This window comes from Rhizobium sp. 01T437, from assembly GCF_056398505.1.
Map to the genome: position 1 here is coordinate 82,440 of NZ_JBFTPM010000004.1, position 23,297 is coordinate 105,736.

The following is a 23,297-nucleotide window of genomic DNA, read 5'->3' on the forward strand; positions in this document are numbered from 1 at the left end:
CGGTAAATGCGGCGCCGCAAAAACAACGCATGTTTTTGTTTTGTTCACATATCGATGGCACTTATTTCACCATCGCTATAGGGTGAGCCATGCAAAACACGATTCGCATTATCGGTATCGATCCCGGCCTTCGCCGCACGGGATGGGGCATCGTCGATACGCTCGGCAATTCGCTGCGCTTCGTTGCCTCGGGAACCGTCACCTCGGATGGCGACATGGATCTCGCCTCGCGCCTCTGCCAGCTGCATGACGGTCTTGCTGATGTGGTCCATTCCTACAAACCGGAGGAAGCCGCCGTCGAACAGACCTTCGTCAACAAGGACGCGGTCGCTACGTTGAAGCTCGGCCAAGCCCGTGGCATCGCCATGCTCGTGCCGGCCCGTGCGGGTTTGCCGGTATCGGAATATGCGCCAAACGCCGTGAAGAAGACCGTCATCGGCGTCGGCCACGGCGAAAAGAAGCAGATCCACATGATGCTGAAGATCCTGATGCCGAAGGCGGAGTTCAAAGGCGACGACGCCGCCGACGCATTGGCGATCGCCATCTGCCATGCTCATCACCGTGGCGCAAACCGCATGCGGCAGGCAATCGCCGGCGCGCACCAAACCCACCCCTGACGGAACAAGATCATGATCGGCAAGCTGAAAGGCACAATTGATGAGATCGGCGATGACTACGTGCTCGTGGATGTGCACGGCGTCTGCTACGTCGCTTTTTGCTCGGCGCGCACGCTTTCGAAGCTAGGTTCCGTCGGAGAGGCCTGCGTGCTCTTTATCGAGACCTATGTGCGTGAGGACCAGCTGAAGCTCTTCGGCTTCCAGACGCAGCTCGAACGCGAATGGTTCAACCTGCTGCAGAGCGTGCAGGGCGTCGGCGCGAAAGTGGCGCTCGCCGTGCTTTCGACGCTCACTCCGCCAGAGCTTGCCAATGCCATCGCCCTGCAGGACAAGACCGCCGTTTCGCGCGCTCAGGGCGTCGGTCCCAAGGTAGCGATCCGTATCGTCACCGAGCTCAAGAACAAGGCGCCTGCCTTTGCCGGCGAGGCGATCAATATCGGCCTCAAGCAGGAGATCGGCGAAGGCGTGGCCGCAGCCCCCGTTGCCGACGCCGTTTCGGCCTTGACCAATCTCGGCTATTCGCGTGATCAGGCGGCCAATGCGGTTGCCGCCGCCATGAAGACGGCTGGCGAAGATGCGGATAGCGCCAAGCTGATCCGCCTCGGCCTGCGGGAACTCTCACGCTGATGGCCCCGCGGGGTGTCAATGCAGGCAGCTTGGTGTATGGACTTGAGCAAGCTTCTAACGGAAATACCCAATGACTGATGCCCGCCTGATAACGCCGGAAAAGCGTGGCGAAGACTTTGACACCACGCTGCGCCCGCAGTCTCTGGACGAATTCACCGGCCAGGCGGAGGCGCGCGCCAATCTCAAGATCTTCATCGAAGCGGCCAAAAACCGCGGCGAGGCGCTGGACCACGTTCTCTTCGTCGGCCCGCCCGGCCTTGGCAAGACGACATTGGCGCAGATCATGGCGAAGGAACTCGGCGTCAATTTCCGCTCGACCTCCGGCCCTGTCATCGCGAAGGCCGGCGATCTGGCCGCTCTGCTGACCAATCTCGAAGAGCGCGACGTTCTCTTCATCGACGAAATCCATCGCCTCAACCCGGCCGTCGAGGAAATCCTCTATCCCGCCATGGAAGATTTCCAGCTCGACCTCATCATCGGCGAAGGCCCTGCTGCCCGCTCGGTGAAGATCGACCTGTCGAAATTCACGCTTGTTGCCGCCACCACCCGCCTCGGCCTGCTGACGACACCGTTGCGCGACCGTTTCGGCATTCCGGTGCGCCTCTCCTTCTATACGGTGGAGGAGCTGGAACTGATCGTCCGCCGCGGCGCCCGCCTGATGGGCCTTGGCATGACCGATGACGGCGCCCGCGAGATCGCGCGGCGCGCCCGCGGCACGCCGCGCATCGCCGGCCGCCTGTTGCGCCGCGTGCGCGACTTCGCCGAAGTAGCAAGAGCCGAAGCAGTCACCCGCGAGATCGCCGACGAGGCGCTGACCCGCCTTCTGGTCGACAATATGGGCCTCGACCAGCTCGACAAGCGCTACCTCAACATGATCGCCRTCAATTTCGGCGGCGGCCCGGTCGGCATCGAAACCATCGCCGCCGGCCTCTCCGAGCCGCGCGATGCGATCGAAGACATTATCGAGCCCTATATGATCCAGCAGGGTTTTATCCAGCGCACGCCGCGTGGCCGCGTTCTGACCGCAATCGCATGGAAACATCTCGGCATGCAGCCGCCGAAGGATATGGAGGCTGCTCAGTTCGGGTTGTTCCGGGAGGACGATTGATTGATCAGCCGGCGCAGCTTTTTCAAACTCATGGGCGGCAGCTTTGCCGGCCTCATGGCACTCGGCGGATATGCCTTCGCCTATGAACCACTCGCCCGGCCAGCGATTTCCCGTTACGCGCTGACCCCGCCAGGGTGGACACCCGGCCTGAAGCTGCGGCTTGTCGCACTTGCTGATCTCCACGCCTGCGAACCCTGGATGTCCGCAGCCCGCATCGCCTCGATCTGCGCCCACGCCAACGAACTGGGGGGCGATATCACGCTCCTGCTTGGCGATTACGCGGCCGGCATGAACATGGTGACGCGTTATGTCCATTCCAGTGAATGGTCGAAGGCGCTGGCTACGCTCAAGGCCCCGCTCGGCGTCCATGCGATCATGGGTAACCATGATTGGTGGGAGGACAGGACCGCGCAGAAGAATGGCGGAGGCGATACTTTCGGGCACAGAGCCTTGGCCGAAGCGGGCATCCCCGTTTACAGCAACCGTGCCACCCGGTTGGAAAAGGACGGGAACGGCTTTTGGCTGGCAGGTCTGGAGGACCAGCTGGCGCTCCTGCCGGGCAGGAAATGGGGCCGCAGCCGGATGCAAGGCCTCGACGATCTCGGCGGAACGCTTGCGCAGGTTTCCGACGACGCGCCCGTTATCCTGCTTGCCCACGAGCCCGATATATTTCCGCGCGTGCCCGAACGAGTATCGCTGACCCTGTCCGGCCATACGCATGGAGGACAGATCCGCCTTTTCGGCTATTCGCCAGTCGTGCCCTCGCGCTATGGCGACCGTTATGCCTATGGCCATATCGTCGAAAACGGCCGTAATATTATCGTCTCCGGCGGGCTCGGCTGCTCCATGGCCCCTATCCGCTTCGGCGTTCCGCCGGAAATTGTCGTCATCGATCTCGGATAACGTCATGCCCAAGCGAACCGTCGTTCGCCTCAATGCAGGCAGTCAGCGCTTCAATTACCGCATCGCCGGGCTCGGCTTTCGTGACGGGCACCTGCTTGTCCATCGCGCGGTTCACGAACCTTTCTGGACCATCCCCGGCGGTCGGGCCGAGATTGGCGAGACCTCGGAGGAAACATTGAAGCGGGAGATGATGGAGGAGCTCGGTGTCGAGGTGACCGTCGGTCGCCTGCTCTGGATCGTCGAGAACTTCTTCCACTATGAAGGTCGCGAGTGGCACGAACTCGGCTTCTACTATCTGATGGAAATACCCGAGAATTTCCCGTTCCGCACGCACGAGATCATTCATCGGGTGGAGGATGGCGACAACCATCTCGAATTCAAATGGGTACCCGCAACATTCCAGGCCCTGACCGCGCTCGACATTCCGCCCTATTTCCTTGCCGGCGAGATTGAAAACCTGCCTGCCGCACCCCGTCATCTCGTGTGGCGCGACGGCGATCTCGACGACAAGGACTAATTCCATCAAGAGTGTGAAATCGGTTTTGCGCTCAGAGTTGCGTGAAAACAAAGAGATAAAGCATTTTCGTCTTTCGGCGAAAAACGGAAATGCTCTGAGGAGGAGACGCGATGCCGAGTTTCGACCCCTGCCGCATGTTCCGAAAGCTCGCCTACAACAATGCCCTGGCGAACAACCGGCTTCTTGCCGCCTGCGCAACCCTCAAGTCCGGTGAGTTCGAGGCCACGCGCACAAGCTTTTTCCCGTCGATCAAATCGACGCTGAACCACATCCTCACAGTCGACTGGTTCTATGTCGATGGGCTGGAAGGCGGTACGCTCGGCCTTGGCGCTTTCGACATCGAAGAACCCTTTGATGATATCCGATCGCTCTTCGCAGAACAGGCGAAGGTCGACCAGCGCCTTGTTGCACTCTGCGAAGGGCTGACACCCGAGAAGCTTGCTTCGACCGTGGAGCTTCAGCGCGATGGTCGCATCCAGCGAGAACGTATGGAGGATGTACTAAGCCACCTTTTCCAGCATCAGACGCATCACCGCGGACAGGTGCATGCCATGCTGGCCGGCAGCAGCGTCGCTCCGCCACAACTCGACGAATTCATCGTCGACGACGATGCGAGGTTTCGGGGCGGCGAGATCGCCGCCCTTGGCTGGAGTGAACAGATGCTGATGCGTTAAAGCAATTCCAGCAAAAAGTGCGCAGCGGTTTTGCGTTCGGAATTGCGTGAGCCAGAAATACTCAGCCTTTGAGGCGCGCCTTCAGGCCATTAATGATCGTCTTCGTCAGAAGATCGTAATTTTCGTCAAAGTGATGATCGCCCGGCAGCTCGATGACCTCGCCGCCAACATCCTTGACGGCGGGGCAAGCCACGTCGTCATCATCATCCTTGCCGTAAACGCATTGGACGAGCTTCGGATCAGCGCCCTTGAGATCCTTGATGGGATCGCCGCCTGCCCCATCCGTCTTCTGGCCGAGCCAGCCCATGACGGAAATGACGTAATCGACCTGGTGCGACATCGACAGAAGCGAAATCTGCGCTACTGCCGCCTTTTCCGCAGGTTTCAGAAGCTGATAGGTAGCGGGCAGGATATCCGCGCCGAACGAATAGCCGATCAGCAGGACGTGCTTCACCTTCCACTGTTTGCGGTAGAATTCGATGATACGGGAGAGATCGTCGGCCGTTTCCTGCGGCTTCCGCTCCGTCCAGAAATAGCGCAGCGAGTCGATGCCGACGACGGGAATGCCTTCCTTCTGCAGCATGCCACCTACTTCCTTGTCGATATCCCGCCAGCCGCCGTCGCCGGAATAGATCACGGCCATCGTATCGAGGTTCGGCTTGGCGTCGAGAATGGCAAGCGGCAGGCCGAGCGGATTGTCGAAGGCGCCCGAAGCCGTCACCAGATCGTCGAGCGTATCGGCAAACACAGTCTGTGCATCATCGGACGAATCACGGATATCGATCGCCTCATGCGCCTTCTTCAGATCCTCCACGTGAATGCGACCGTCCTTGTCTGCCGCAGGTGTAAAGGTGGCGATAACAGGATCCGGCAGAGCGCCATCGGTGAGCCCATAAACACTGCGGTCGCCGACCACCTTCCTCGTGGCCGGGGTGCAGAGCTCCTTGCTCAACGGAATGCCGGCATGCGGATCGACGGCAAATGTCTGACCGATCGTCGCATCGGGTGTCTGTGCGGCAATGGCAAGCGCCAGCGCGCCGCCTTCGCCGATGCCGGCAACGATCGGCAGGTGATAGGGGCTGTTGCCGGCGGCGCGCTGCACCTGCTGGCTGAGCGACTCAATATCGGAAACCGTGTAGATGCAGCCATCGTTGAGACTGACGTCATAGCGATTCAGCGCTTCCATATAGGACGGAAAATCAACGCCGATAACGACGGAACCCTGCGAAACCAGACGGTCTGTTTCGGCCTTTTCATTGTCTCCCCAGCCGGCTGCATCCGAAATCAGAAAGACAGCGCCCTTGACCTCGCCCTGAGGCAGGAAGATATGCGGCGAAGGGATAAGGCCAGTCTCGAAGCTATGGGTGGTTTCATCCGCAGCATAAGACGGCGCGGCCGCGAGCATGCTGACGCACGCAGCAGCAAACAGTAACTTTTTCATCATTTTCTCACTACCCCTTTCAATCCGCCCCCGATCAGAAATGTCGCATCCATCAATGCGATCATCGGATTGCCCCCTCCTGAAACCGCAAGATAGCGCGGTTGCCAGTGCGGATGAAACTTGGATTTGAAGGCGCGAAGCCCCTTGAAGTTGTAGAAGCGCTCGCCGTGTTCGAAGACGGTACCGCCGATACGGTCCCAAACGGGCGCCACCTCGCGTTTCGACATGCCGGAGAGGGGCGCCATGCCGAGGTTGAAATGCGTAAAACCCTGGGCGCGCAGATATTCCATGATCTGCACGAACAGGAAGTCCATGGACCCCTTCGGCGCATCAGGCGAGAAGCGCATCAGGTCGATCGTCCCCTCCTCTTTCGCCGCAGTGACAAGGATATTGGCAAAAGCAACGATCCGGCCGTCCTTCTTGAGAACGCCCACTGGCTGCGACGTCACATAGTCCGGGTCGAAGGCGCCGAGCGAGAAGCCCTTCTCCTTGGCATTGTGATGCTCGAGCCACGCGTTGGAAACGGCCGAGAGATCGTCGATGATTCCGGGGATATCGACGGGTTCGACAACGCTGAATTCCAGACCGTCGCGCTGGGCGCGGCTTGCGGTCTGGCGCAAGTTCGCCCATTTGCCGCCCTTCATCTCGAAGGTATGCAGATCAGCCACTGCAAGCTCGCCGAGCTTGAAGGCGCGCAGGCCCGCATCCGCACAGTGCGAGAGCAGCGCCGGCGAAATCTGGTAGAAGACGGCGCGGCAGCCGGCCGCGCGCGCCGCTTCCACGAAGCGCCAGACCAGTTCCTGCACGGCATGATGATCGCCGATCGGATCGAACAGCGCGATCCACGAGCGGCCCTGCCGGCCATACATGATGAAGGCATCGCCCATTTCCGAGAACATGATGGACTTGTCGCCCATGCGCACCAGATTGGCGTCCGCACTGTCCTGTTTCTCGACGATCTCGACAGCGCGGCGAACCGCCTCCTCATCCGCCGGCTCCGGCTTGAAGGTCGCTGGCCGCAACAGGCTGAAAATGGCGATCGCCGAGGAAATGATGCTGATGCCGAGTACGGCACGCAAGCCGCGCGGCGCTTCCGCCGCGAATTCAAACTGCCACCAGAGTTGGTTGCTGTATTCCACATCGCGATAGACGAAGAGCAGGATGACAACTGCGCCGACGATGATCACGGCAATCGCCATCAGCCAGGATGCCGTCATCGCCTGGTTGAGAAGCGAAGCATGGCGGGTAAAGAGCCGGCGGCTGACGAACAAGCCGAAGACCAGAAAGGCGAGGAAGGCCGCCTCGACAAGGGCAATCGCCTTCAGCAGAGAGAGCGTCAGAGCGGCAACGGCAGAAAACACCGCTACCCACCAGGCACCATCGAGCCGCTGGCCGAGTCCACGGGCGGCAACGACAAGTGCAAGGCCGAGCAGACTGGAGAGGAAATGCGCGCCCTCCACCATCGGCAGCGGCAGATAGTTGGAGAGGAATTCGAGGTTCTGATCGGGCGTCGGCGTCACGCTCGAAAAGATCAGCATGACGCCCAGGAGCAGCGCCAGCGCCGAAAGAAGCTGCGGCATCAGCCGCCCGCCGATGCGCCGCACGCTGGAAGCGGCCGGATGATCCACGAAGCGGCGGAGCTCGGTCGCCGAAACCGCGAGGATGGCGATCAGCAGCGGCAAGACGTGATAGATTAGGCGATAGAGCACCAATGAGCCGAGAACGGCATCGATATTCACCGCGCTGCCGAGCGAGGCGATGATGACAGTCTCGAAGACACCGAGCCCAGCCGGAACATGGCTCAGCACGCCAAGCCCGACGGCAATTGCATAAACCGCCAGGAACACCGGCCAGCCGATCGCCGTCTGTGGAAGGAGCACGTAAAGCACCGTGGCGGAGGCTGCGATATCGAAGGCGGTAACCAGGAACTGACGGGACCAGGTGCGCGAATCCGGCAGGCGAAGTGCGATCGAACCGATTTCGATCACCCGGCCCTCGCGGCCGATGATCATGAGAGAGCCGAGAATCGCCAGGATGACAGCCGCGATGATACGAAGCCACAGGCTGCTGACACTGATCAGCGGCGCGATCTCATCGGCGATGATGAGAAGCGCGATCGCCGACACGGCAGCAAGACCGAGGCCGAAGGACAGCGTCACGAAGGCGATGACGCGGCCGATATCTTCGGGCGAAAGCCCAAGCCGCGTATAGGCGCGGTAACGGATCGCTCCACCCGAAAGCGCGCCGAAACCAGCGGTGTTACCGACCGCATAGGCACTGAAGGCCGTGAGCGCGACATGCGGAAAAGGCAGCCGCTTGCCGATATACTCGATTGCGTTGAGATCGTAGAAGACGAGTGCCATAAAGCTCAGCGCGGTAAAGAACAGGGCGAGCAGGATCGAACTCAGCCGGGTTTCCGCCAGGGCCTCGACGACGTCGTCATAGCGCACTTCATCTGTCAGCTGCATGATCGCGTAGCCGACAAGGCAAAAAATGAGGAGCGTGGCAAGAGCCGTCAGCGGCGTGCGATAGCGCCGGAAAACTGCGCCAAAGGAAAAGCCCTCATCAGTCTCTGAATTCTCTTCCAACTTGCCGTGACCCGACATCTCGTACCTGCTGCAATTGCCAATCTGGCGGGAATCTCTTTTGAGAGACGTAACATAAGCAACATGCAAGCTCTATGAACCATGTTGCGGCTACCCACACCCGCGCACTTGCCGCCTCCTTCATCCTCAATTGGGGCAAATTTGCGCAGTGCACAGGCTTGATCGCATTGCAATTTCGTAAGCTTCGCCTTGCATTTGAAGATCAGGCCGCCGGCTCACCCCCGCCACGGGCTTGAGCCGCGTAACGCGCTGCGGCAACGTTCGCCTCAATCTCGCGCTCGCCAGAAACCTGCACTGTCGGAACGGCGAATTCGATGCCGTTCTCCTTGAAGGCATTGCGGATCATCGCCAGTGCATTGCGGCGGATGACGAACTGCTCGCCGGGTTTGGTCATCATAGAAAGGCGGAGCTCGATTGCGAATTCACCGAACTGCTCCACACCCTTCATCTTCAGCGTTTCGATGATATTCGGACCCCACTCGGGGTTTTCGAGAAGCTGCTGGCCGATCTGCTTGATGATCTTCTTCGTCTTCACGAGGTCGGTGTCGTAGGTCACGTTCAGGCTTATCTTGTCGATCGTCCAATCGCGGTTGAGGTTCTTGACGGCCCCAAGCTCCCCGAAAGGCACCGTCGTCAGCGGCCCGCGGTGATGGCGGAGTTTAACGGAACGCAGGCTGAAGGCTTCGACCACGCCCTTGTGGCTGCCGCTTTCGATATATTCGCCGACGCGGAAGGCATCGTCCCACAAATAGAACATGCCGCTGATGACATCCTTGACGATGGTCTGCGCGCCGAAGCCAACCGCAACGCCGACGACACCGGCGCCGGCAATCAGCGGCCCGATTTCGATACCGACGCCCGAGAGCACCATAAGGGCCGCGATCAGGGCGATAACGACCGCGATGATGTTGCGGAAGATCGGCAGCAACGTCTGCAGACGGGCGCGCTTGACTTTCTCCTCGTCGCCGATTGGGCCATCGACAGGAGAATCCAGTAGCTTGCCGTCGATATAGGCCTTGACGAGATGCCAGAGCAGGTCTGCCGCAAGCAGGATGACGATGCCGCCGATGATGCCGCGCACCACCCGGTCGATCATCGTTTCGTTCGACGTCATCATCATAGCAGTTTCGACGCCGAGCATGCGCCCAAGCCAGATCGCCGCAAAGGCGATGATCAGAGCCCGCACACCGCGATCAAGCAACACGGTCGCAATGCGCCGCTGGGCAAGGAAGCCCGCTTCGGCATGGTGGAAGGATTTGACGGCGAGCGTCGATACGGCCAGCACTCGCGGCAGCAGCAGGAGATAGATCAATACCCAGAGGAGCCAATCGAAGCTCAAGACCCAGATGCCCCAGAGCAGTACGAAATAAAGGGTCAGCAGCCAGGTGACGGCATGGCTGCGCCGCGTTTCATTTCCCGGTCGTGACCAGACTGCTTCGGTCGCGATCAGGAAAAGACCGATGCCCAGCACATAGCCGACCAGATATCGGGTGGCCATCGAATAGCCCAGCGGCTCCATCGCTTGGAGAACGACCCAGCCGAAAACGAAATAGATGACGAATAACGTGCAGCGCCGAAACCAGAATTGCGCGACGGCGGGGTCAACTGCAACGGTCTCGCCCTCGCCGCGCGGCAGGGTGACGAGATCGACGATGACACCACCGATGGAAACGGCGAAACGCTGCACGACGACAGCGATGGCGATCGCGATCGCTATATTCTGGCTGACCGGTGGCCAGTTGAAGCTGACCAACGCAAGCCCCGTTGCGAGACCGAAGACGATGGCGGGAATAACGCGCGCGGCCAGCCGCGTGCCGGTCATCTGCGCTGCTCGCTCCCGCCTTTCACGCACGGCCCTGCGCACCAGGATTTCGACGATGAATCCGGTAACGAGGATAGCGAGAAATTGCGCCGCCATGCGAAGTGGGCCGGCTGCTCTCAATTCGCCAAGAAAAAGCGATGAAGCCCGCGCGATTTCGGATGGCAGCGTCATGGCCGCACCAGACACCATGGCGATGTGTCGGCGGGCATGCTGAAGGCGGTCGGACAGTATCGACATTTCCTGGTCATTGCCGTCAGAAGCTGCCGGCGCCGCCATCTGCGTCGCCATCCATTGCTTGACCTCCGGCGTCTGCATCAGCTCCATCATCTGCCGCACCTGGGCAGGCGGTGGCGCAACGTCAGCGGAAGCTGCCGGCGTCGTCTGTGCGGAAACGGCGCTGAAAAGAGAAAGCAGCATCATGATGCTGCAGATGCCGATCGCAGAAATTCGCCCCATGCCCGCCTCCGGTTTTACACGTCAGGCATTTATGCAAGTGCTGCAGCGGAAAAGCCAGACGAACAAACGGTCTAGGCTGCAGTGACGACCAAAAGAAAACCGCCGGACCTCGCGGACCGGCGGCTGGCATAAATCAATGCGCTTAGATTACTTGTGCGACTTCTCGGCATGGCCGCCGAAGCCGGCACGCATGGCCGAAAGCACCTTGTTGGCGAACTCGTCCTGGTCGCGCGAGGAGAAACGGCCGTGCAGTGCAGCGCTGAGCACCGGAGTCGGCACGCTTTCGTCGATGGCAGCCATGATCGTCCAGCGGCCTTCGCCGGAGTCCGAAACACGACCCGCATATTGGGTAAGGGCCGGGTCCTTGTGTAACGCATCGGCCGTCAGGTCGAGCAGCCAGGAGGTGATGACGCTTCCGCGGCGCCAGACTTCGGAAATTTCCGGCAGGTTGAAATCGTACTGGTAATATTCCGGATGGGAGAGCGGCGCCGTCTCGGCATCGGCCTCGTGCGTCAGGGCGCCGACATTGGCGTGCTTCAGGATATTGAGGCCTTCGGCATAGGCGGCCATCAGACCATATTCGATGCCGTTATGAACCATTTTCACGAAGTGGCCGGCGCCATGCGGGCCGCAATGCAGGAAACCCTGCTCGGCGGTGCTGAGAGCTGCAGCTTCCGGCGTGCGGTTCGGCGAGGCTTCCGCGGTGCCGTTGCCCGGCGCCAGCGTTGCGAAGATCGGCGACAGATGCTGCACGATACCCTTCTCGCCGCCTATCATCAGGCAATAGCCGCGTTCGAGACCGAACACGCCGCCGCTGGTGCCGACGTCGACATAGTGGATGCCCTTGGTGATGAGTTCCGCGCCACGGCGGATGTCATCATGATAATAGGAGTTGCCGCCGTCGATCAGGATATCGCCGTCATGCAGCAGTGGAACGATCGAGGCGATCACCTTGTCGGTGATCGCAGCCGGCAGCATCAGCCAGACGGCGCGCGGACGCGCGAGCTTCGAGACGAATTCTTCGAGCGAGCCACTGCCGTCTGCGCCGAGACCAACGAGCTCGGCGACGCTTTCCGGCTTGGCGTCATAGACCACGCATTCGTGGCCGCCCCGCATCAAGCGCTGGACCATGTAATTGCCCATACGGCCCAAACCTACCATGCCAAGCTGCATCTGAAATCTCCTGGGATTTAATCGATATGATTCCGGAAACTAACACCCGCATCGTGACAGGCAAGCGAAGTCTCTGTCACGAAAGCGAGTGCGTCTATTGCACCTTGCGCAGGGCTATGCCTTCCGCACCTAGCAATCTGCCGTCTTTAGGGCGTAATTCCAAGCCTCCAACAGACATATAGCCGCCTCATCGGCGGCTATATGATCTTCTGCCCGCTCGGCACCGGTTCAGCTCGCCGCTAATTGCGGCTGGTCTCCCGTACCAGATGTACGATGCCAGTTGGGTTGAGGATCCAGCCACCGCGAAGATTGGGTGGCAGTGGCTCGATGGGATCGCAGCGCGGAACACCGGCCTTCTCCAGGTACTCCGCCGCACGGTCGAAATCCGGCGTCATGAATTCCAGCCAGAGCTCGGCCTGGCTCATGGTCTCGACACGGTCGATCCAAAGCCGGATCGGCCCAAGCTCGAAGGAAATATCGTCCCCTTCGATTTCTTTCAGCTTCACGATGTTGCGATAGAAGGAAACGGTGGCTTCATACTGATGCGGCGGAACCTTCATCGCGATGTCGACGCCGCCATAGATCAGATCGTTCATGACGCTTCCCCTCAACCTTCCTGCGCTTTGGCCTGCTCACCCCGCATCTCGCTGAGGAACATGCCTTCGCGCAGATTGATGCCGTATTCGACGAAGGCCTTCATGCAGCAGAACATCTGCGTCCAGCCTTCGAGATTCTGGTAGGTTCCGCGGCGCCCCGGCTCATCCTCACGCCAGCCATCCTCGGCGATGGTCACCATGGTGCCACCGTCATCAAGCGGTTTGAAATTCATCTCTACGAGCGTTTTGTAAGGCTTCTTCTCCTCGTCCGTTGCGCCGTCCCAGCGCAGCACGATCTTGCTGTCAGGCACGAGCTCGACCACTTCGACCGGCACATCTTTCCACCAGGTCACCGTCGTGCCCTGCACCAGCGGCGCGCTGGCACCGCCCACCGTGGTGAAATAGCTCGACAGTTTCTTCGGATTGACGACTGCATCGAAGACATCGGCCACCGGGCGGCCGATGCGGCCCGAGACGCGAATATTGAGGGACATGCGACTTCCTCCTCTTCTCCGTTGTATCTGGCTCAATTATGTTATAAAAACATAACATGTCAAGCGAATCGGATGACGACCCCATTTTCAAGGCGCTGGCGCATCGCCGCCGCCGCGATATTCTCGACCTTCTGAAGGATGAGCCGCGCACGACCGGCGCGCTCTGCGAAGCATTCCCGGAGTTGGATCGCTGCACTGTCATGCAGCATTTGAAGGTGCTGGAGGAAGCCGATCTGGTGATTGCCAGGAAGGAAGGAAGGGAGCGCTGGAACCATCTGAACAGCCTGCCGATCAAGCAGATTCACGACCGCTGGATCAGCGCCTATGCCGGCCACGCATTGTCCATTCTTGATCGGCTGAAGAGCGACCTCGACAACCCTTCCCGCTAACTTGCGGCGGCAATCGTCGCGGCTCTATGATAAAGAGGGAGAGGAACCATGCCGATATCGGGATCTGCCATCCGTCGCATGCGCCGGCTGCGCAATATGAAGCAGGAGCATCTGGCGGAATTGCTCGCCGTCAACCAGGCGACCGTCTCCCGCTGGGAGCGCGGCATCCTGCCAGTCACCGTCGATCAGGCAAGGCGGCTGGAAAGCATCCTCACTTCCCCATCATCCTCCGCCGATGCCGCATTGAAACGGCTGGTCGAACATTCCCGGAGCAAGGTTCATCTCATCTGCGACCGCACCCACCGGCTTCTTGCCGCTTCCCGTGCACGGCAAAGCGAATGGCGCCTGCCGCTCTCCGATTTTCTGGACAGGCCTCTGTTCTCATACGCGTCGCAGGAGATCGTGAAGACGGAGGGCGAACTCGTCGGCCTCGGCTGGCATGAGGGCCAAATGAATTCGCTGACACTGGAGACAGGCGCTAACGGAAATCCGCACCTGCCTATTGCCGCCGGGCGTGTGCTCTGGGAGCGCATCTTCCTGGCCGATGGCAGCGCCGCAAGGCTGGTTACAACGATCGGCTGAGCCTGCAGAATTCCTGTATCCTGCTGCATAAATTATGCGTTGTCGCACCGAAGCGGCCTTTGTTAGCGTCCGTCGCCAACTGTCTGGAGACGCAGAATGACGATACTGGTGACGGGAAGCGCCGGCCATCTGGGCGAAGCGCTGATGCGGACGTTGAGGGACCAGGGCCGTCGGGTGCGCGGCATCGATATCAAACCCTCGCTTTTTACTGATCTGACCGGATCGATCACCGATCCCGATTTCATCCGCCGCGCGATGACAGGCATCACCGCCGTTATCCACGCCGCCACGCTGCACAAGCCGCATGTCGGAACGCACGCCAACAAGGATTTCGTCGATACCAACGTCACGGGCACGATGAACCTTCTCGAACAGGCAGTCGCTGTTGGCGTAACAAGCTTCGTCTTCACCAGCACCACCAGCGCTTTCGGAGCGGCCCTGCGCCCAGCCGCAGGCGAACCGGCCGCCTGGGTCACCGAGGATGTTCTGCCCGTTGCCCGCGATATCTACGGCGTTACGAAGATCGCTGCCGAAGGCATCTGCGAACTCTTCGCGCGCAACATGTCGCTGCCCGTCGTCATTCTAAGGACTTCGCGATTCTTCCCGGAAAATGATGACGACCCCGATATCCGCAACCGCTATTCCGCTGAAAATGCCCAAGCCAACGAGTTGCTGTATCGGCGCGTAGATATCGAGGATGTGGTCGACGCCCATTTGCTGGCGCTGGAAAGAGCTCCGTCCATCGGCTTCGGCCGCTACATCGTCTCGGCAACGGCACCCTTCACCGAAGCCGATCTCGCCGACCTGCGCCGTGATGCGCGCGCGACGGTGGAGGGCCTTTTCCCCGGCATGGCCGCACTTTACGCGGCACGCGGCTGGACGATGTTTCCGCACTTCGACCGTGTCTATGTCAATGCGCTGGCCCGGCAGGAACTCGGCTGGCACCCGAAGTATGATTTTCGGCACGTGCTCGATTGCCTGCGCGACGGCAGGGAATGGAGAAGTCCGCTCGCTCTTGTCGTCGGCGCAAAGGGTTATCACGACCAGATTTTCGAGGATGGGCCTTACCCGCTCCAGCGTCGCTGATAAGGACCGCGAGGCCGGCCGTCTGCGGCGGGGCGAACCGGTGATCATTGCAGATATCGCCGAACTTGCCTGAGCTATAGCAAATAGGGAAACGGGCGCCGAAGCGCCCGTTCTCAAGCTGCCTTGTCCCAGGCCGGCGCTAACCCTTCCGGGCTGACGATACGGCCATCGGGTTTCGCCAACCCATGGATCGCCGCCATCTCTTCCGACGTCAGCTCGAAATCGAAGATCGCCGCATTCTCCTGTGCGCGTTGTTCTGAGACGGTCTTGGAAAGCGCGATCAGATCCTGCTGAACGATCCAGCGGAGCACGATCTGGGCAATCGACTTGCCATGCTTGGTGGCAATCGCCTTCAACACCGCATCCTCAAGCACCTTGCCGTCAGCCATGGCGTAGTAGGCCGTCACCGACATATCGAGCGGCTTTGCAGCGCGCAGCACCGGCGTTTGATCGATATAGGGATGGTACTCCACCTGGTTCGTCACGATCGGCAGGCTGCTCAGCGCAACGGCCTGGCGCATCAGATCCGTGTTGAAGTTCGACACGCCGATATGGCGCACCTTGCCTGCCTTCGCGACTTCATTCAGCGCGCCGATCTGCTCGGCAAGTGGCACGGCCTCGTTGGGCCAGTGGAGCAGCAGCAGGTCCACATAATCTGTCTTCAGTTTCTTCAGGCTTTCATCGACCGAAGCGATGAAGGCGTCGCGCTTATAGTTCTCGACCCAGACCTTGGTGGTCAGGAAGATATCGCCACGGGCCGCGTCGGAGCGGTGGATACCCTCGCCGACCTCGGCCTCGTTGCCGTAGATCTGCGCGGTATCGATATGGCGATAACCGTTGGCGAGCACATGTGAGACCATGCGTTCGGCATCCGGGCCCGGCACGCGGAACGTGCCGAAGCCGAGGGCGGGAATGGAGGCGCCGTTGGCACTGACGAATTTCATGCTGTTTCCTTTCGAGTGAGGAGAGATCAGGCGGCGCTGCAGGCAACGGCTGCAGCCGGGCTGGAGCGGCGGTCGAGGGCACCACTGCGGATGGTAAGGCCAAGGGCAACAGTGACGAGGCCTGCCGCAACGAATGGCGTGGCGCCCAGTCCGAAACGAGACTCGACCACCAGACCGCCGATCCAGGCGCCCATGGCAATGCCGAGATTAAAGGCGGCAATATTCAGCGCTGAGGCGACATCGACGGCATTCGGCTGCAGCTGACGTGCAAGCTGCACGACATAGAGCTGCAGACCCGGCACATTGGCGAAGGACAGGAACCCGAGGATCGCAAGCGTCGGGATGGTCAACCAGGGCGAGACGGCCGTGAAACCGAAGAGAACCAGCACGAGCGCTTGGGCGATGAACAGGAAGGTCAGCGCCTTGACGGGATCGCGGTTGGAGATGCGCCCGCCGACGACGTTGCCGACGGCAATCGCCACGCCATAGAGCATCAGGATTAGGCCGACGGCCGAGGAGGCAAAGCCGGTGATCTGCTCCAGGATCGGCGCAAGGAAGGTAAAGGCGACGAAGGTGCCGCCGTACCCCAGCGCCGTCATCGCATAGACGAGCAACAGCCGGCCCGTGGCAAGCACGCGGATCTGTTCACCGATACTGGCCGGCGGCGCCTTCTTGAGGTTCGACGGAAGCAGGAAGGCGATGCCTGCGAAAGCGATCACACCGAGGCCGGCAACGGCAGCGAAGGTGGTGCGCCAACCGAAGGTCTGGCCGATAAAGGTGCCGAGCGGCACGCCGGTGACGATCGCGACCGTCAGGCCCATGAACATCATCGCGATGGCCGATGCGCGGCGGTTTTCCGGCACCAGATCGGCAGCGATCGTGGAACCTACGGAGAAGAATACCCCGTGCGCGAAGGCCGAGACGACGCGGGCAATCAGCAGCACTTCATAACCGGGGCTGAGCGCCGCGATAATATGGCCGATAATAAAGAGCGCCATCAGCCCAAGCATGAGCGGCTTGCGCTCGATCCGTCCGGTCAGCGCCGTCAGGATGGGTGCGCCGAAGGTGACACCCAGCGCATAGACGCTGACGATGAGGCCGGCGAGCGGCAGGGTGATGCGAAGGTCGCTGGCAACCGTCGGCAGCAGGCCGACGATGACGAATTCCGTGGTCCCGATAGCATAGGCCGCGATCGTCAACGCAAAGAGAGCAAGTGGCATGAGAGTGACCCGATGGTTTGGTTCTTGTTCGGGTCGGAATATGGGCGTGGCGCACTTGTTCGATAATCGCCTATAATGGCTCAACAGTTGTGAATTGAATTCAAGATAGGAAGCGGATGGACAACCGCATCGGCGAGATGGATGTCTTTGTACAGGTGGCCGAGCTACAGAGCTTCTCCGCGGCCGGTCGCAAGCTCAGGCTTTCGCCCTCTGCCGTCAGCAAGCTCGTCACGCGGCTGGAGGATCGCCTCGGCACACGTCTTCTTGTGCGCACTACCCGCGCCCTGCAGCTGACGCCGGAGGGTGAAATCTATCTCGAACGCTCCCGCCGCATCCTCTTGGACATCGAGGAGACGGAACGCGCCGTCTCAGCCGGCGGCACGACGGTCGCGCGCGGCCGCCTGCGCGTCAGCACTTCGGTCGCCTTTGGCGTTCGCTACATCGTCCCGCTGGTGCCCGACTTCCTCAAACTCTATCCCGAGGTCGATCTCGACCTCGCACTCAGCGATGGCATCATCGATATCGTCGGCGAGCGCGCCGACATCGCCATTCGCTCGGGCGCCTTACGCGATTCCTCGCTGAAGGCGCGCAAGCTGCTAGAAAGCCGCCGCGTCATCGTCGCCTCACCTGCCTATCTGAAACGGGAAGGCATGCCGGAAAGCCCCGACGATCTCGACCGCCACAATTGCCTGACCTTCAGCTTCCGCTCGACCTCAGAGGAATGGCCGTTCCGCGATCTCAGGAACGGCGACCGCTTTTCAAGACCCGTCTTCGGCAACCTCGAAACCAATAACGGACCGACCGCGCGCAGCCTTTGCCTCGCCGGTCTCGGCCTCGCCCGCGTCGGTCAGTTCCATGTGCAGCCGGATATCGATGACGGAACGCTGGTGCCTGTGCTGGAAGCCTATAACCCCGAGGATATCGAGCTCATTCATGCCGTCTATCCCGGTCATGAGCATCTCGCGGCACGCATCCGCGCCTTCATTGATTTTCTGGTGAAGAACATCCAATAGGCCGACCATAGCTGAAGATCACCGTCATCGCCCTGTCACAGGGCAACGATAGCGAGCGCTCCATGCGCCACGACAAAGCTGGATCGACGACTTCAAAAGCCTGAAGCAGGCTCTCCTGCGTGCGGCACCATCAGGTGCAGCGATCCATCATATCGGCTCTACCGCTGTACCGGACCTTCCGGCGAAGGACATCATCGACATTCAGGTGAGCGTCGATGCTCTCGATCTGGTCAATGATGCCGCATTCGAGAAGGAAGGTTTCAAGCGTCGCGCGTTCGCGACTGACCACTGCCCGCCGGGTCTCGATTTGGCGGAAGGCGAGTTGCGAAAGCTGTTCTTCAAAAGCACGAACCGGCTTGCGAATATCCATATCCGTGAAAAAGGCCGCTTCAACCAGCGTTATCCGCTTCTCTGCCGGGATTTCCTGCGCGCCCATCCGACGGCCGCTGCCGCCTATGGGCTGATCAAGCAACGCCTCGCAGGCTATTTCCCCGACAATGCCGATGCCTATTACGACATCAAGGATCCGGTCTTCGATATCATCGTGGAAGGCGCCTACGACTGGGCGAAGCTCATCGGCTGGAGCGAGCCACCAGGCGATTAAAAACTGGACTTGTCGGAAGATATCGGCGCGGCTCAGGAAGAAGCCGCCGAAAAGAGAACAGCGCGATCCACACAACCGGTGGAAACTATCGATCCTGGGCGCCTACGAAAGTAGGTGGGCGCCGTATGTCCAGACCCACGAGCCCGGACAGGGACAGCTCCCTAAGGATCGGGTATGGCCCCGAGGATTCATTGTTCCTGTCGAGAAGCACAGACCGCGTGAGGGAATATAGGGACATTTGCAGCACCGCACCAGTGGGTCAGCGCCGCTCTCCCAAATTAATTAAGCTCGGCTGGCGCACGGCCGTTCAGCTTGTCGGTAATGCCCTGAATACGGCTCGTGACCTCCGAAAGCGCCACTGCAATACCTTCTTCGGTGCGAGCGGTGGCGGCAATTACCGTGTCCCGATTGCTGCGAAGCGTCTCCAGCTCGGATTCCAGCCCGGCAACACGTCGCGTCAGCTCCGAGATCTCGTCCATGACCATGATTCCGGCCATGACGGTAATCCTGAGATCGCCGATTTCGCCGAACTGCCCCTTGAGATGGCCGACATAACGGTCGAAACGCACCGCGAGGTCAGTCAGATGATCTTCCTGCCCCTCTTCGCAGGCCATCCGATAGGCCTTGCCGTCGATCGTTACCGTTACCTGCGCCATGTTCTCAAGTCCTCTTAGCGGTCAAGAACCGCGCGGATCGTTTCCATCGCCGTCACCAGACGCCGCGAAACCTCGCGATTGACCTCTTCCAGCCGGTTCGCACGGAATTCGGCCTGGTCCAGCTCCTGGGCAAGACGCGAGCGATCGGCATGCACGCGGCGAACCTCGCCCTCGATTTCGCCCTGCTCGCGCTGGCGCTCGATACGCATGTCGACGGCATTCTCGAGGCCCGAGATTGCCTGTTTCAGCTCCGTAAGCGCAGCTTCGATGGTTTTGCCGTTAGGCGTCATGTCTTTTCCGGTTCCCCGCACAAGACCCGCGAATCGGCCTGTGCGGCCGACCCTGTATTTTCAAGAGGATATGCAGCTAGGTTGGAGCGCGTCAATAAAGCCCCTCGGCTACCCCCTGCCCTATTCTGTGGATGAGCGATTTACATAAGCCTGTCACACAAGATTTGTCTTTTGTAAAACTTGACGGTCAAATGTCAAAAATCGTCGCACCCGGCCTCCAAACGGCTTCCATTTTGTTGACTTGGCCGTTCCAACTGCTATGTCTCGACCGCTCTCATTGATGGTCTTGGCAGGCTCGAGGCCATCCTCAAACCCGGAACTAGCGGAAAAGCCATGACCTCACGCGAACAAAACGACCGGATGGCGAATGCGATCCGTTTCCTCTCCATGGACGCCGTCGAAAAGGCGAATTCCGGCCACCCGGGCATGCCGATGGGTATGGCGGATGTGGCAACGGTCCTCTTCACCAAATATCTCCGCTTCGATCCCCAGAAGCCGCACTGGCCGAACCGCGACCGCTTTGTTCTCTCTGCCGGCCACGGCTCGATGCTGCTCTACTCGCTGCTCTATTTGACCGGCTATCCGGACATGTCGGTCGAGGACCTGAAGCAGTTCCGTCAGCTCGGCTCGAAGACCGCCGGCCATCCGGAATATGGTCATGCCACCGGCATCGAAACGACCACTGGCCCGCTCGGCCAGGGCATTGCCAATGCCGTCGGCATGGCGATCGCCGAACGCAAGCTGCGCGAGGAATTCGGTCCGGACCTGCAGGACCACTACACCTACGTCATCAACGGCGACGGCTGCCTGATGGAAGGCATCAGCCATGAGGCGATCGCGCTTGCCGGCCACCTGAAGCTCAATAAGCTGATCCTCTTCTGGGACAACAACTCGATCACCATCGACGGCGCCGTATCGCTGTCTGACTCGACCGACCAGGTTGCCCGCTTCAAGGCCGTTCACTGGAACACGATCGAGATCGACGGTCATGACCAGGCCGCCATCGCAGACGCGATCGAAGCCGCCCACAAGTCCGACCGCCCGACCTTCATCGCCTGCAAGACGGTCATCGGCTTCGGCGCTCCGAACAAGCAGGGCACTCACAAGGTGCACGGCAATCCGCTCGGCGCTGATGAAATCGCCGCTACCCGCAAGGCGCTGAACTGGGATTACGAGCCCTTCGTCATCCCCTCCGACATCCTCGACGCATGGCGCGCTGCCGGCACCCGCTCCGACAATATCGTCAAGGCATGGGAGGAGACGCTTTCCAAGTCGCCGTCTAAGGCCGAGTTCACCCGCCGTTTTGCCGGAGACCTGCCCGAAGGATTCGACAAGGCCATCGACGACTACAAGAAGAAGCTTGCCGAAACCAAGCCGACGATCGCCTCCCGCAAGGCATCCGAAGATGCGCTTGAAGTCATCAACGGCTTCGTGCCGGAAACGCTTGGCGGCTCTGCTGACCTGACGCCATCGAACAATACCAAGACCAGCCAGATGCATTCGATCACGCCGACGGATTTTGCCGGACGCTACATGCACTGGGGCATTCGCGAGCACGGCATGGCATCTGCCATGAACGGCATCTCGTTGCACGGTGGTCTTATTCCGTACGGCGGCGGCTTCATGATCTTCTCGGATTATTGCCGCCCGCCGATCCGCCTCGCCGCTCTCATGGGCATTCGTGTCATCCACGTGCTGACGCATGACTCGATCGGCGTCGGCGAAGACGGCCCGACCCATCAGCCGGTCGAACAGATTGCCAGCCTGCGCGCCGTTCCGAACCTGATGGTCTTCCGTCCGGCCGATGCCGTCGAAACGGCTGAATGCTGGCAGATTGCCATGAAGACGAAGAATCGTCCGTCCGGTCTGGCCCTTACCCGCCAGAACCTGACGACGGTCCGCACCGAGTATAATGAGAAGAACCTCTGCGAACTCGGCGCTTATACGCTCGCCGGCAATGCCGACGCCAAGGTCACGATCTTCGCTTCGGGGTCCGAAGTGGAACTCGCCGTTGCCGCCCGCGCAACGCTGGAAGGCAAGGGTGTCAGCACCCGCGTCGTATCCGTTCCCTGCACGGAACTCTTCTTCGAGCAGCCGGAGGCCTACCGCAAGGAAGTCATCGGCAACTCGCCGGTCAAGATCGCCGTCGAAGCTGCCGTGCGCGAGGGCTGGGATGCCTTTATCGGTCCGGAAGGCTCGTTCATCGGCATGAAGGGCTTCGGCGCATCCGGTCCGGCCAAGAAGGTGTTCGAGCACTTCGGCATCACGGCTGACGCCGTCGTCGCCGCTGCGGAAGCCAAGCTTTAACGGGCCAGATTTAAATCGGAAGTGCCTTCCGGCACTTCCTCATCTACTATCAGCAAGCCCCACCTCTAGGGAGTGAATGCACATGACAGTCAAGGTTGCCATCAACGGTTTCGGACGTATCGGCCGCAACGTTCTTCGCGCTATCGTCGAATCTGGCCGCACCGATATCGAAGTCGTCGCCATCAACGACCTCGGCCCGGTCGAGACCAACGCCCACCTGCTTCGTTACGACTCCATCCATGGCCGCTTCCCGGCGACCGTGACGGTCGAAGGCGACACGATCACCGTCGGCAACGGCAAGCCGATCAAGGTCACCGCCATCAAGGATCCGGCTACCCTTCCCCATGGGGAATTGGGCGTCGACATCGCGATGGAATGCACGGGCATCTTCACCGCCCGCGACAAGGCTGCCGCTCACCTGACGGCTGGCGCCAAGCGCGTCATCGTTTCGGCTCCTGCCGATGGCGCTGACCTCACGGTCGTCTTCGGCGTCAACCATGACCAGCTCACCAAGGAGCACCTGGTCATCTCCAACGCTTCCTGCACCACCAACTGCCTCGTGCCGGTCGTCAAGGTTCTCGATGACGCCGTCGGCATCGACCACGGCTTCATGACGACCATCCACTCCTACACCGGCGACCAGCCGACGCTCGACACGATGCACAAGGATCTGTATCGCGCCCGCGCTGCTGCCCTCTCCATGATCCCGACCTCGACGGGCGCCGCAAAGGCCGTTGGCCTCGTGCTGCCGCACCTCAAGGGCAAGCTCGACGGCACCTCGATCCGCGTTCCGACCCCGAACGTTTCCGTCGTCGACTTCAAGTTCGTTGCCAAGAAGGCCACCTCCGTCGGCGAAATCAACGAAGCGATCAAGGCTGCCGCAAACGGCAAGCTGAAGGGTATCCTCGGCTACACCGATGAGCCGCTCGTCTCCCGCGACTTCAACCACGACAGCCACTCCTCGATCTTCGCAACCGATCAGACGAAGGTCATGGAAGGCAACTTCGTGCGCGTCCTGTCCTGGTACGACAACGAGTGGGGCTTCTCCAGCCGCATGTCCGACACGGCTGTCGCTTTCGCCAAGCTTATCTAAGCTTCAGGCAGAGAGATCAGGAAACGGCTCGGGAAACCGGGCCGTTTTCATTTCGGGTGATCGATCGGAAGATGGAAGA

Annotated in this window: 23 protein-coding genes and 1 other RNA gene; 13 read left to right on the forward strand and 11 right to left on the reverse strand. The window is 60.4% G+C overall.

Annotated features, from left to right (window positions below; all coding sequences use genetic code 11):
- The first annotated feature begins 89 nt into the window (after window positions 1-89).
- The 6 genes from ruvC (at window position 90) to AC1DM5_RS09035 (ending at window position 4,446) form a co-directional block, all read left to right on the forward strand.
- A complete protein-coding gene (gene ruvC / locus AC1DM5_RS09010) occupies window positions 90-617 on the forward strand; it encodes a crossover junction endodeoxyribonuclease RuvC (protein ID WP_477818324.1) in 528 nt (175 codons plus the stop codon).
- A 12-nt stretch (window positions 618-629) separates the two neighbouring features.
- Window positions 630-1,244, forward strand: coding sequence for a Holliday junction branch migration protein RuvA (gene ruvA / locus AC1DM5_RS09015; RefSeq protein WP_037103812.1), 615 nt, complete (start codon window positions 630-632; stop codon window positions 1,242-1,244).
- 70 nt (window positions 1,245-1,314) lie between these two features.
- The gene (gene ruvB / locus AC1DM5_RS09020) at window positions 1,315-2,352 is read left to right on the forward strand and encodes a Holliday junction branch migration DNA helicase RuvB (RefSeq protein ID WP_477974881.1); all 1,038 of its coding nucleotides are present in this window, start codon (window positions 1,315-1,317) and stop codon (window positions 2,350-2,352) included.
- Window positions 2,353-3,255 (forward strand): metallophosphoesterase, encoded by a 903-nt coding sequence (locus AC1DM5_RS09025; RefSeq protein WP_477818323.1) that lies wholly within the window; start codon window positions 2,353-2,355, stop codon window positions 3,253-3,255. It begins immediately after the preceding gene.
- A gap of 4 nt (window positions 3,256-3,259) precedes the next feature.
- Window positions 3,260-3,772 (forward strand): NUDIX hydrolase, encoded by a 513-nt coding sequence (locus tag AC1DM5_RS09030; protein WP_477818322.1) that lies wholly within the window; start codon window positions 3,260-3,262, stop codon window positions 3,770-3,772.
- Window positions 3,773-3,882: 110 nt separating this feature from the next.
- Window positions 3,883-4,446: a DinB family protein gene (locus tag AC1DM5_RS09035; protein ID WP_477818321.1), complete on the forward strand. Its 564-nt coding sequence runs from the start codon at window positions 3,883-3,885 to the stop codon at window positions 4,444-4,446.
- A 61-nt stretch (window positions 4,447-4,507) separates the two neighbouring features.
- Here AC1DM5_RS09035 and AC1DM5_RS09040 read toward each other — a convergent pair whose 3' ends face one another.
- From AC1DM5_RS09040 to AC1DM5_RS09065, 6 genes are all read right to left on the reverse strand, one after another.
- Window positions 4,508-5,890, reverse strand: coding sequence for a virulence factor family protein (locus AC1DM5_RS09040; protein WP_477818320.1), 1,383 nt, complete (start codon window positions 5,888-5,890; stop codon window positions 4,508-4,510).
- Window positions 5,887-8,493, reverse strand: a complete 2,607-nt coding sequence (gene mprF / locus AC1DM5_RS09045; protein WP_477818319.1) for a bifunctional lysylphosphatidylglycerol flippase/synthetase MprF — start codon at window positions 8,491-8,493, stop codon at window positions 5,887-5,889. Before mprF ends, AC1DM5_RS09040 begins: the two co-directional genes overlap by 4 nt.
- 202 nt (window positions 8,494-8,695) lie before the next feature.
- A complete protein-coding gene (locus AC1DM5_RS09050; RefSeq protein WP_477818318.1) occupies window positions 8,696-10,771 on the reverse strand; it encodes a mechanosensitive ion channel family protein in 2,076 nt (691 codons plus the stop codon).
- Between the two features lie 147 nt (window positions 10,772-10,918).
- Window positions 10,919-11,944, reverse strand: a complete 1,026-nt coding sequence (gnd, locus tag AC1DM5_RS09055; RefSeq protein ID WP_477818317.1) for a phosphogluconate dehydrogenase (NAD(+)-dependent, decarboxylating) — start codon at window positions 11,942-11,944, stop codon at window positions 10,919-10,921.
- Window positions 11,945-12,183: 239 nt separating this feature from the next.
- Window positions 12,184-12,540 carry a VOC family protein gene (locus AC1DM5_RS09060; protein ID WP_477818316.1) on the reverse strand — a complete coding sequence of 119 codons (357 nt, stop codon included), beginning with the start codon at window positions 12,538-12,540 and terminating at the stop codon, window positions 12,184-12,186.
- An 11-nt stretch (window positions 12,541-12,551) separates the two neighbouring features.
- A complete protein-coding gene (locus tag AC1DM5_RS09065) occupies window positions 12,552-13,034 on the reverse strand; it encodes an SRPBCC domain-containing protein (RefSeq protein ID WP_477818315.1) in 483 nt (160 codons plus the stop codon).
- 56 nt (window positions 13,035-13,090) lie between these two features.
- Between AC1DM5_RS09065 and AC1DM5_RS09070 the strand changes: the two genes are divergently transcribed.
- The 3 genes from AC1DM5_RS09070 (at window position 13,091) to AC1DM5_RS09080 (ending at window position 15,091) form a co-directional block, all read left to right on the forward strand.
- Entirely contained in the window at window positions 13,091-13,423 is a 333-nt protein-coding gene (locus AC1DM5_RS09070) for an ArsR/SmtB family transcription factor (RefSeq protein ID WP_477818314.1), read from the forward strand.
- A gap of 48 nt (window positions 13,424-13,471) precedes the next feature.
- Complete coding sequence (locus AC1DM5_RS09075; RefSeq protein WP_477974883.1) at window positions 13,472-14,005, forward strand: helix-turn-helix domain-containing protein; 534 nt, start codon at window positions 13,472-13,474, stop codon at window positions 14,003-14,005.
- 96 nt (window positions 14,006-14,101) lie between these two features.
- A complete protein-coding gene (locus tag AC1DM5_RS09080) occupies window positions 14,102-15,091 on the forward strand; it encodes an NAD-dependent epimerase/dehydratase family protein (protein WP_477818312.1) in 990 nt (329 codons plus the stop codon).
- A 113-nt stretch (window positions 15,092-15,204) separates the two neighbouring features.
- Here AC1DM5_RS09080 and AC1DM5_RS09085 read toward each other — a convergent pair whose 3' ends face one another.
- Both AC1DM5_RS09085 and AC1DM5_RS09090 read right to left on the reverse strand, forming a co-directional pair.
- The gene (locus tag AC1DM5_RS09085) at window positions 15,205-16,035 is read right to left on the reverse strand and encodes an aldo/keto reductase (RefSeq protein ID WP_477818311.1); all 831 of its coding nucleotides are present in this window, start codon (window positions 16,033-16,035) and stop codon (window positions 15,205-15,207) included.
- A 26-nt stretch (window positions 16,036-16,061) separates the two neighbouring features.
- Window positions 16,062-17,255 (reverse strand): MFS transporter, encoded by a 1,194-nt coding sequence (locus AC1DM5_RS09090; RefSeq protein WP_477818310.1) that lies wholly within the window; start codon window positions 17,253-17,255, stop codon window positions 16,062-16,064.
- 116 nt (window positions 17,256-17,371) lie between these two features.
- On the opposite strand from AC1DM5_RS09090, the gene AC1DM5_RS09095 reads away from it, so the two are divergent.
- Both AC1DM5_RS09095 and AC1DM5_RS09100 read left to right on the forward strand, forming a co-directional pair.
- Window positions 17,372-18,268, forward strand: a complete 897-nt coding sequence (locus AC1DM5_RS09095; RefSeq protein ID WP_477818309.1) for a LysR family transcriptional regulator — start codon at window positions 17,372-17,374, stop codon at window positions 18,266-18,268.
- Between the two features lie 115 nt (window positions 18,269-18,383).
- Window positions 18,384-18,872, forward strand: coding sequence for a GrpB family protein (locus AC1DM5_RS09100; RefSeq protein WP_477974975.1), 489 nt, complete (start codon window positions 18,384-18,386; stop codon window positions 18,870-18,872).
- Between the two features lie 60 nt (window positions 18,873-18,932).
- Here the strand turns inward: AC1DM5_RS09100 and ssrS are convergent.
- The 3 genes from ssrS to AC1DM5_RS09115 form a co-directional block, all read right to left on the reverse strand.
- A non-coding RNA gene (gene ssrS / locus AC1DM5_RS09105) (6S RNA) lies at window positions 18,933-19,091 on the reverse strand.
- A 59-nt stretch (window positions 19,092-19,150) separates the two neighbouring features.
- Window positions 19,151-19,528 (reverse strand): cell division protein ZapA, encoded by a 378-nt coding sequence (locus AC1DM5_RS09110; RefSeq protein WP_477818308.1) that lies wholly within the window; start codon window positions 19,526-19,528, stop codon window positions 19,151-19,153.
- 14 nt (window positions 19,529-19,542) lie between these two features.
- The gene (locus tag AC1DM5_RS09115) at window positions 19,543-19,818 is read right to left on the reverse strand and encodes a DUF4164 domain-containing protein (RefSeq protein WP_007826550.1); all 276 of its coding nucleotides are present in this window, start codon (window positions 19,816-19,818) and stop codon (window positions 19,543-19,545) included.
- Between the two features lie 333 nt (window positions 19,819-20,151).
- On the opposite strand from AC1DM5_RS09115, the gene tkt reads away from it, so the two are divergent.
- Both tkt and gap read left to right on the forward strand, forming a co-directional pair.
- A complete protein-coding gene (gene tkt, locus AC1DM5_RS09120; protein ID WP_477818307.1) occupies window positions 20,152-22,125 on the forward strand; it encodes a transketolase in 1,974 nt (657 codons plus the stop codon).
- Window positions 22,126-22,207: 82 nt separating this feature from the next.
- Window positions 22,208-23,218, forward strand: coding sequence for a type I glyceraldehyde-3-phosphate dehydrogenase (gene gap, locus AC1DM5_RS09125; protein WP_113320869.1), 1,011 nt, complete (start codon window positions 22,208-22,210; stop codon window positions 23,216-23,218).
- Window positions 23,219-23,297: the final 79 nt, after the last annotated feature.

Coding starts and splice junctions, on each gene's coding strand:
- ruvC (WP_477818324.1), top strand. CDS start 90: ATGCAAAACACGATTCGCATTATCGGTATCGATCCCGGCCTTCGCCGC.
- ruvA (WP_037103812.1), top strand. CDS start 630: ATGATCGGCAAGCTGAAAGGCACAATTGATGAGATCGGCGATGACTAC.
- AC1DM5_RS09030 (WP_477818322.1), top strand. CDS start 3,260: ATGCCCAAGCGAACCGTCGTTCGCCTCAATGCAGGCAGTCAGCGCTTC.
- AC1DM5_RS09035 (WP_477818321.1), top strand. CDS start 3,883: ATGCCGAGTTTCGACCCCTGCCGCATGTTCCGAAAGCTCGCCTACAAC.
- AC1DM5_RS09040 (WP_477818320.1), bottom strand. CDS start 5,890: ATGATGAAAAAGTTACTGTTTGCTGCTGCGTGCGTCAGCATGCTCGCG.
- mprF (WP_477818319.1), bottom strand. CDS start 8,493: ATGTCGGGTCACGGCAAGTTGGAAGAGAATTCAGAGACTGATGAGGGC.
- AC1DM5_RS09050 (WP_477818318.1), bottom strand. CDS start 10,771: ATGGGGCGAATTTCTGCGATCGGCATCTGCAGCATCATGATGCTGCTT.
- gnd (WP_477818317.1), bottom strand. CDS start 11,944: ATGCAGCTTGGCATGGTAGGTTTGGGCCGTATGGGCAATTACATGGTC.
- AC1DM5_RS09060 (WP_477818316.1), bottom strand. CDS start 12,540: ATGAACGATCTGATCTATGGCGGCGTCGACATCGCGATGAAGGTTCCG.
- AC1DM5_RS09065 (WP_477818315.1), bottom strand. CDS start 13,034: ATGTCCCTCAATATTCGCGTCTCGGGCCGCATCGGCCGCCCGGTGGCC.
- AC1DM5_RS09070 (WP_477818314.1), top strand. CDS start 13,091: ATGTCAAGCGAATCGGATGACGACCCCATTTTCAAGGCGCTGGCGCAT.
- AC1DM5_RS09075 (WP_477974883.1), top strand. CDS start 13,472: ATGCCGATATCGGGATCTGCCATCCGTCGCATGCGCCGGCTGCGCAAT.
- AC1DM5_RS09080 (WP_477818312.1), top strand. CDS start 14,102: ATGACGATACTGGTGACGGGAAGCGCCGGCCATCTGGGCGAAGCGCTG.
- AC1DM5_RS09085 (WP_477818311.1), bottom strand. CDS start 16,035: ATGAAATTCGTCAGTGCCAACGGCGCCTCCATTCCCGCCCTCGGCTTC.
- AC1DM5_RS09090 (WP_477818310.1), bottom strand. CDS start 17,255: ATGCCACTTGCTCTCTTTGCGTTGACGATCGCGGCCTATGCTATCGGG.
- AC1DM5_RS09095 (WP_477818309.1), top strand. CDS start 17,372: ATGGACAACCGCATCGGCGAGATGGATGTCTTTGTACAGGTGGCCGAG.
- AC1DM5_RS09110 (WP_477818308.1), bottom strand. CDS start 19,528: ATGGCGCAGGTAACGGTAACGATCGACGGCAAGGCCTATCGGATGGCC.
- AC1DM5_RS09115 (WP_007826550.1), bottom strand. CDS start 19,818: ATGACGCCTAACGGCAAAACCATCGAAGCTGCGCTTACGGAGCTGAAA.
- tkt (WP_477818307.1), top strand. CDS start 20,152: ATGACCTCACGCGAACAAAACGACCGGATGGCGAATGCGATCCGTTTC.
- gap (WP_113320869.1), top strand. CDS start 22,208: ATGACAGTCAAGGTTGCCATCAACGGTTTCGGACGTATCGGCCGCAAC.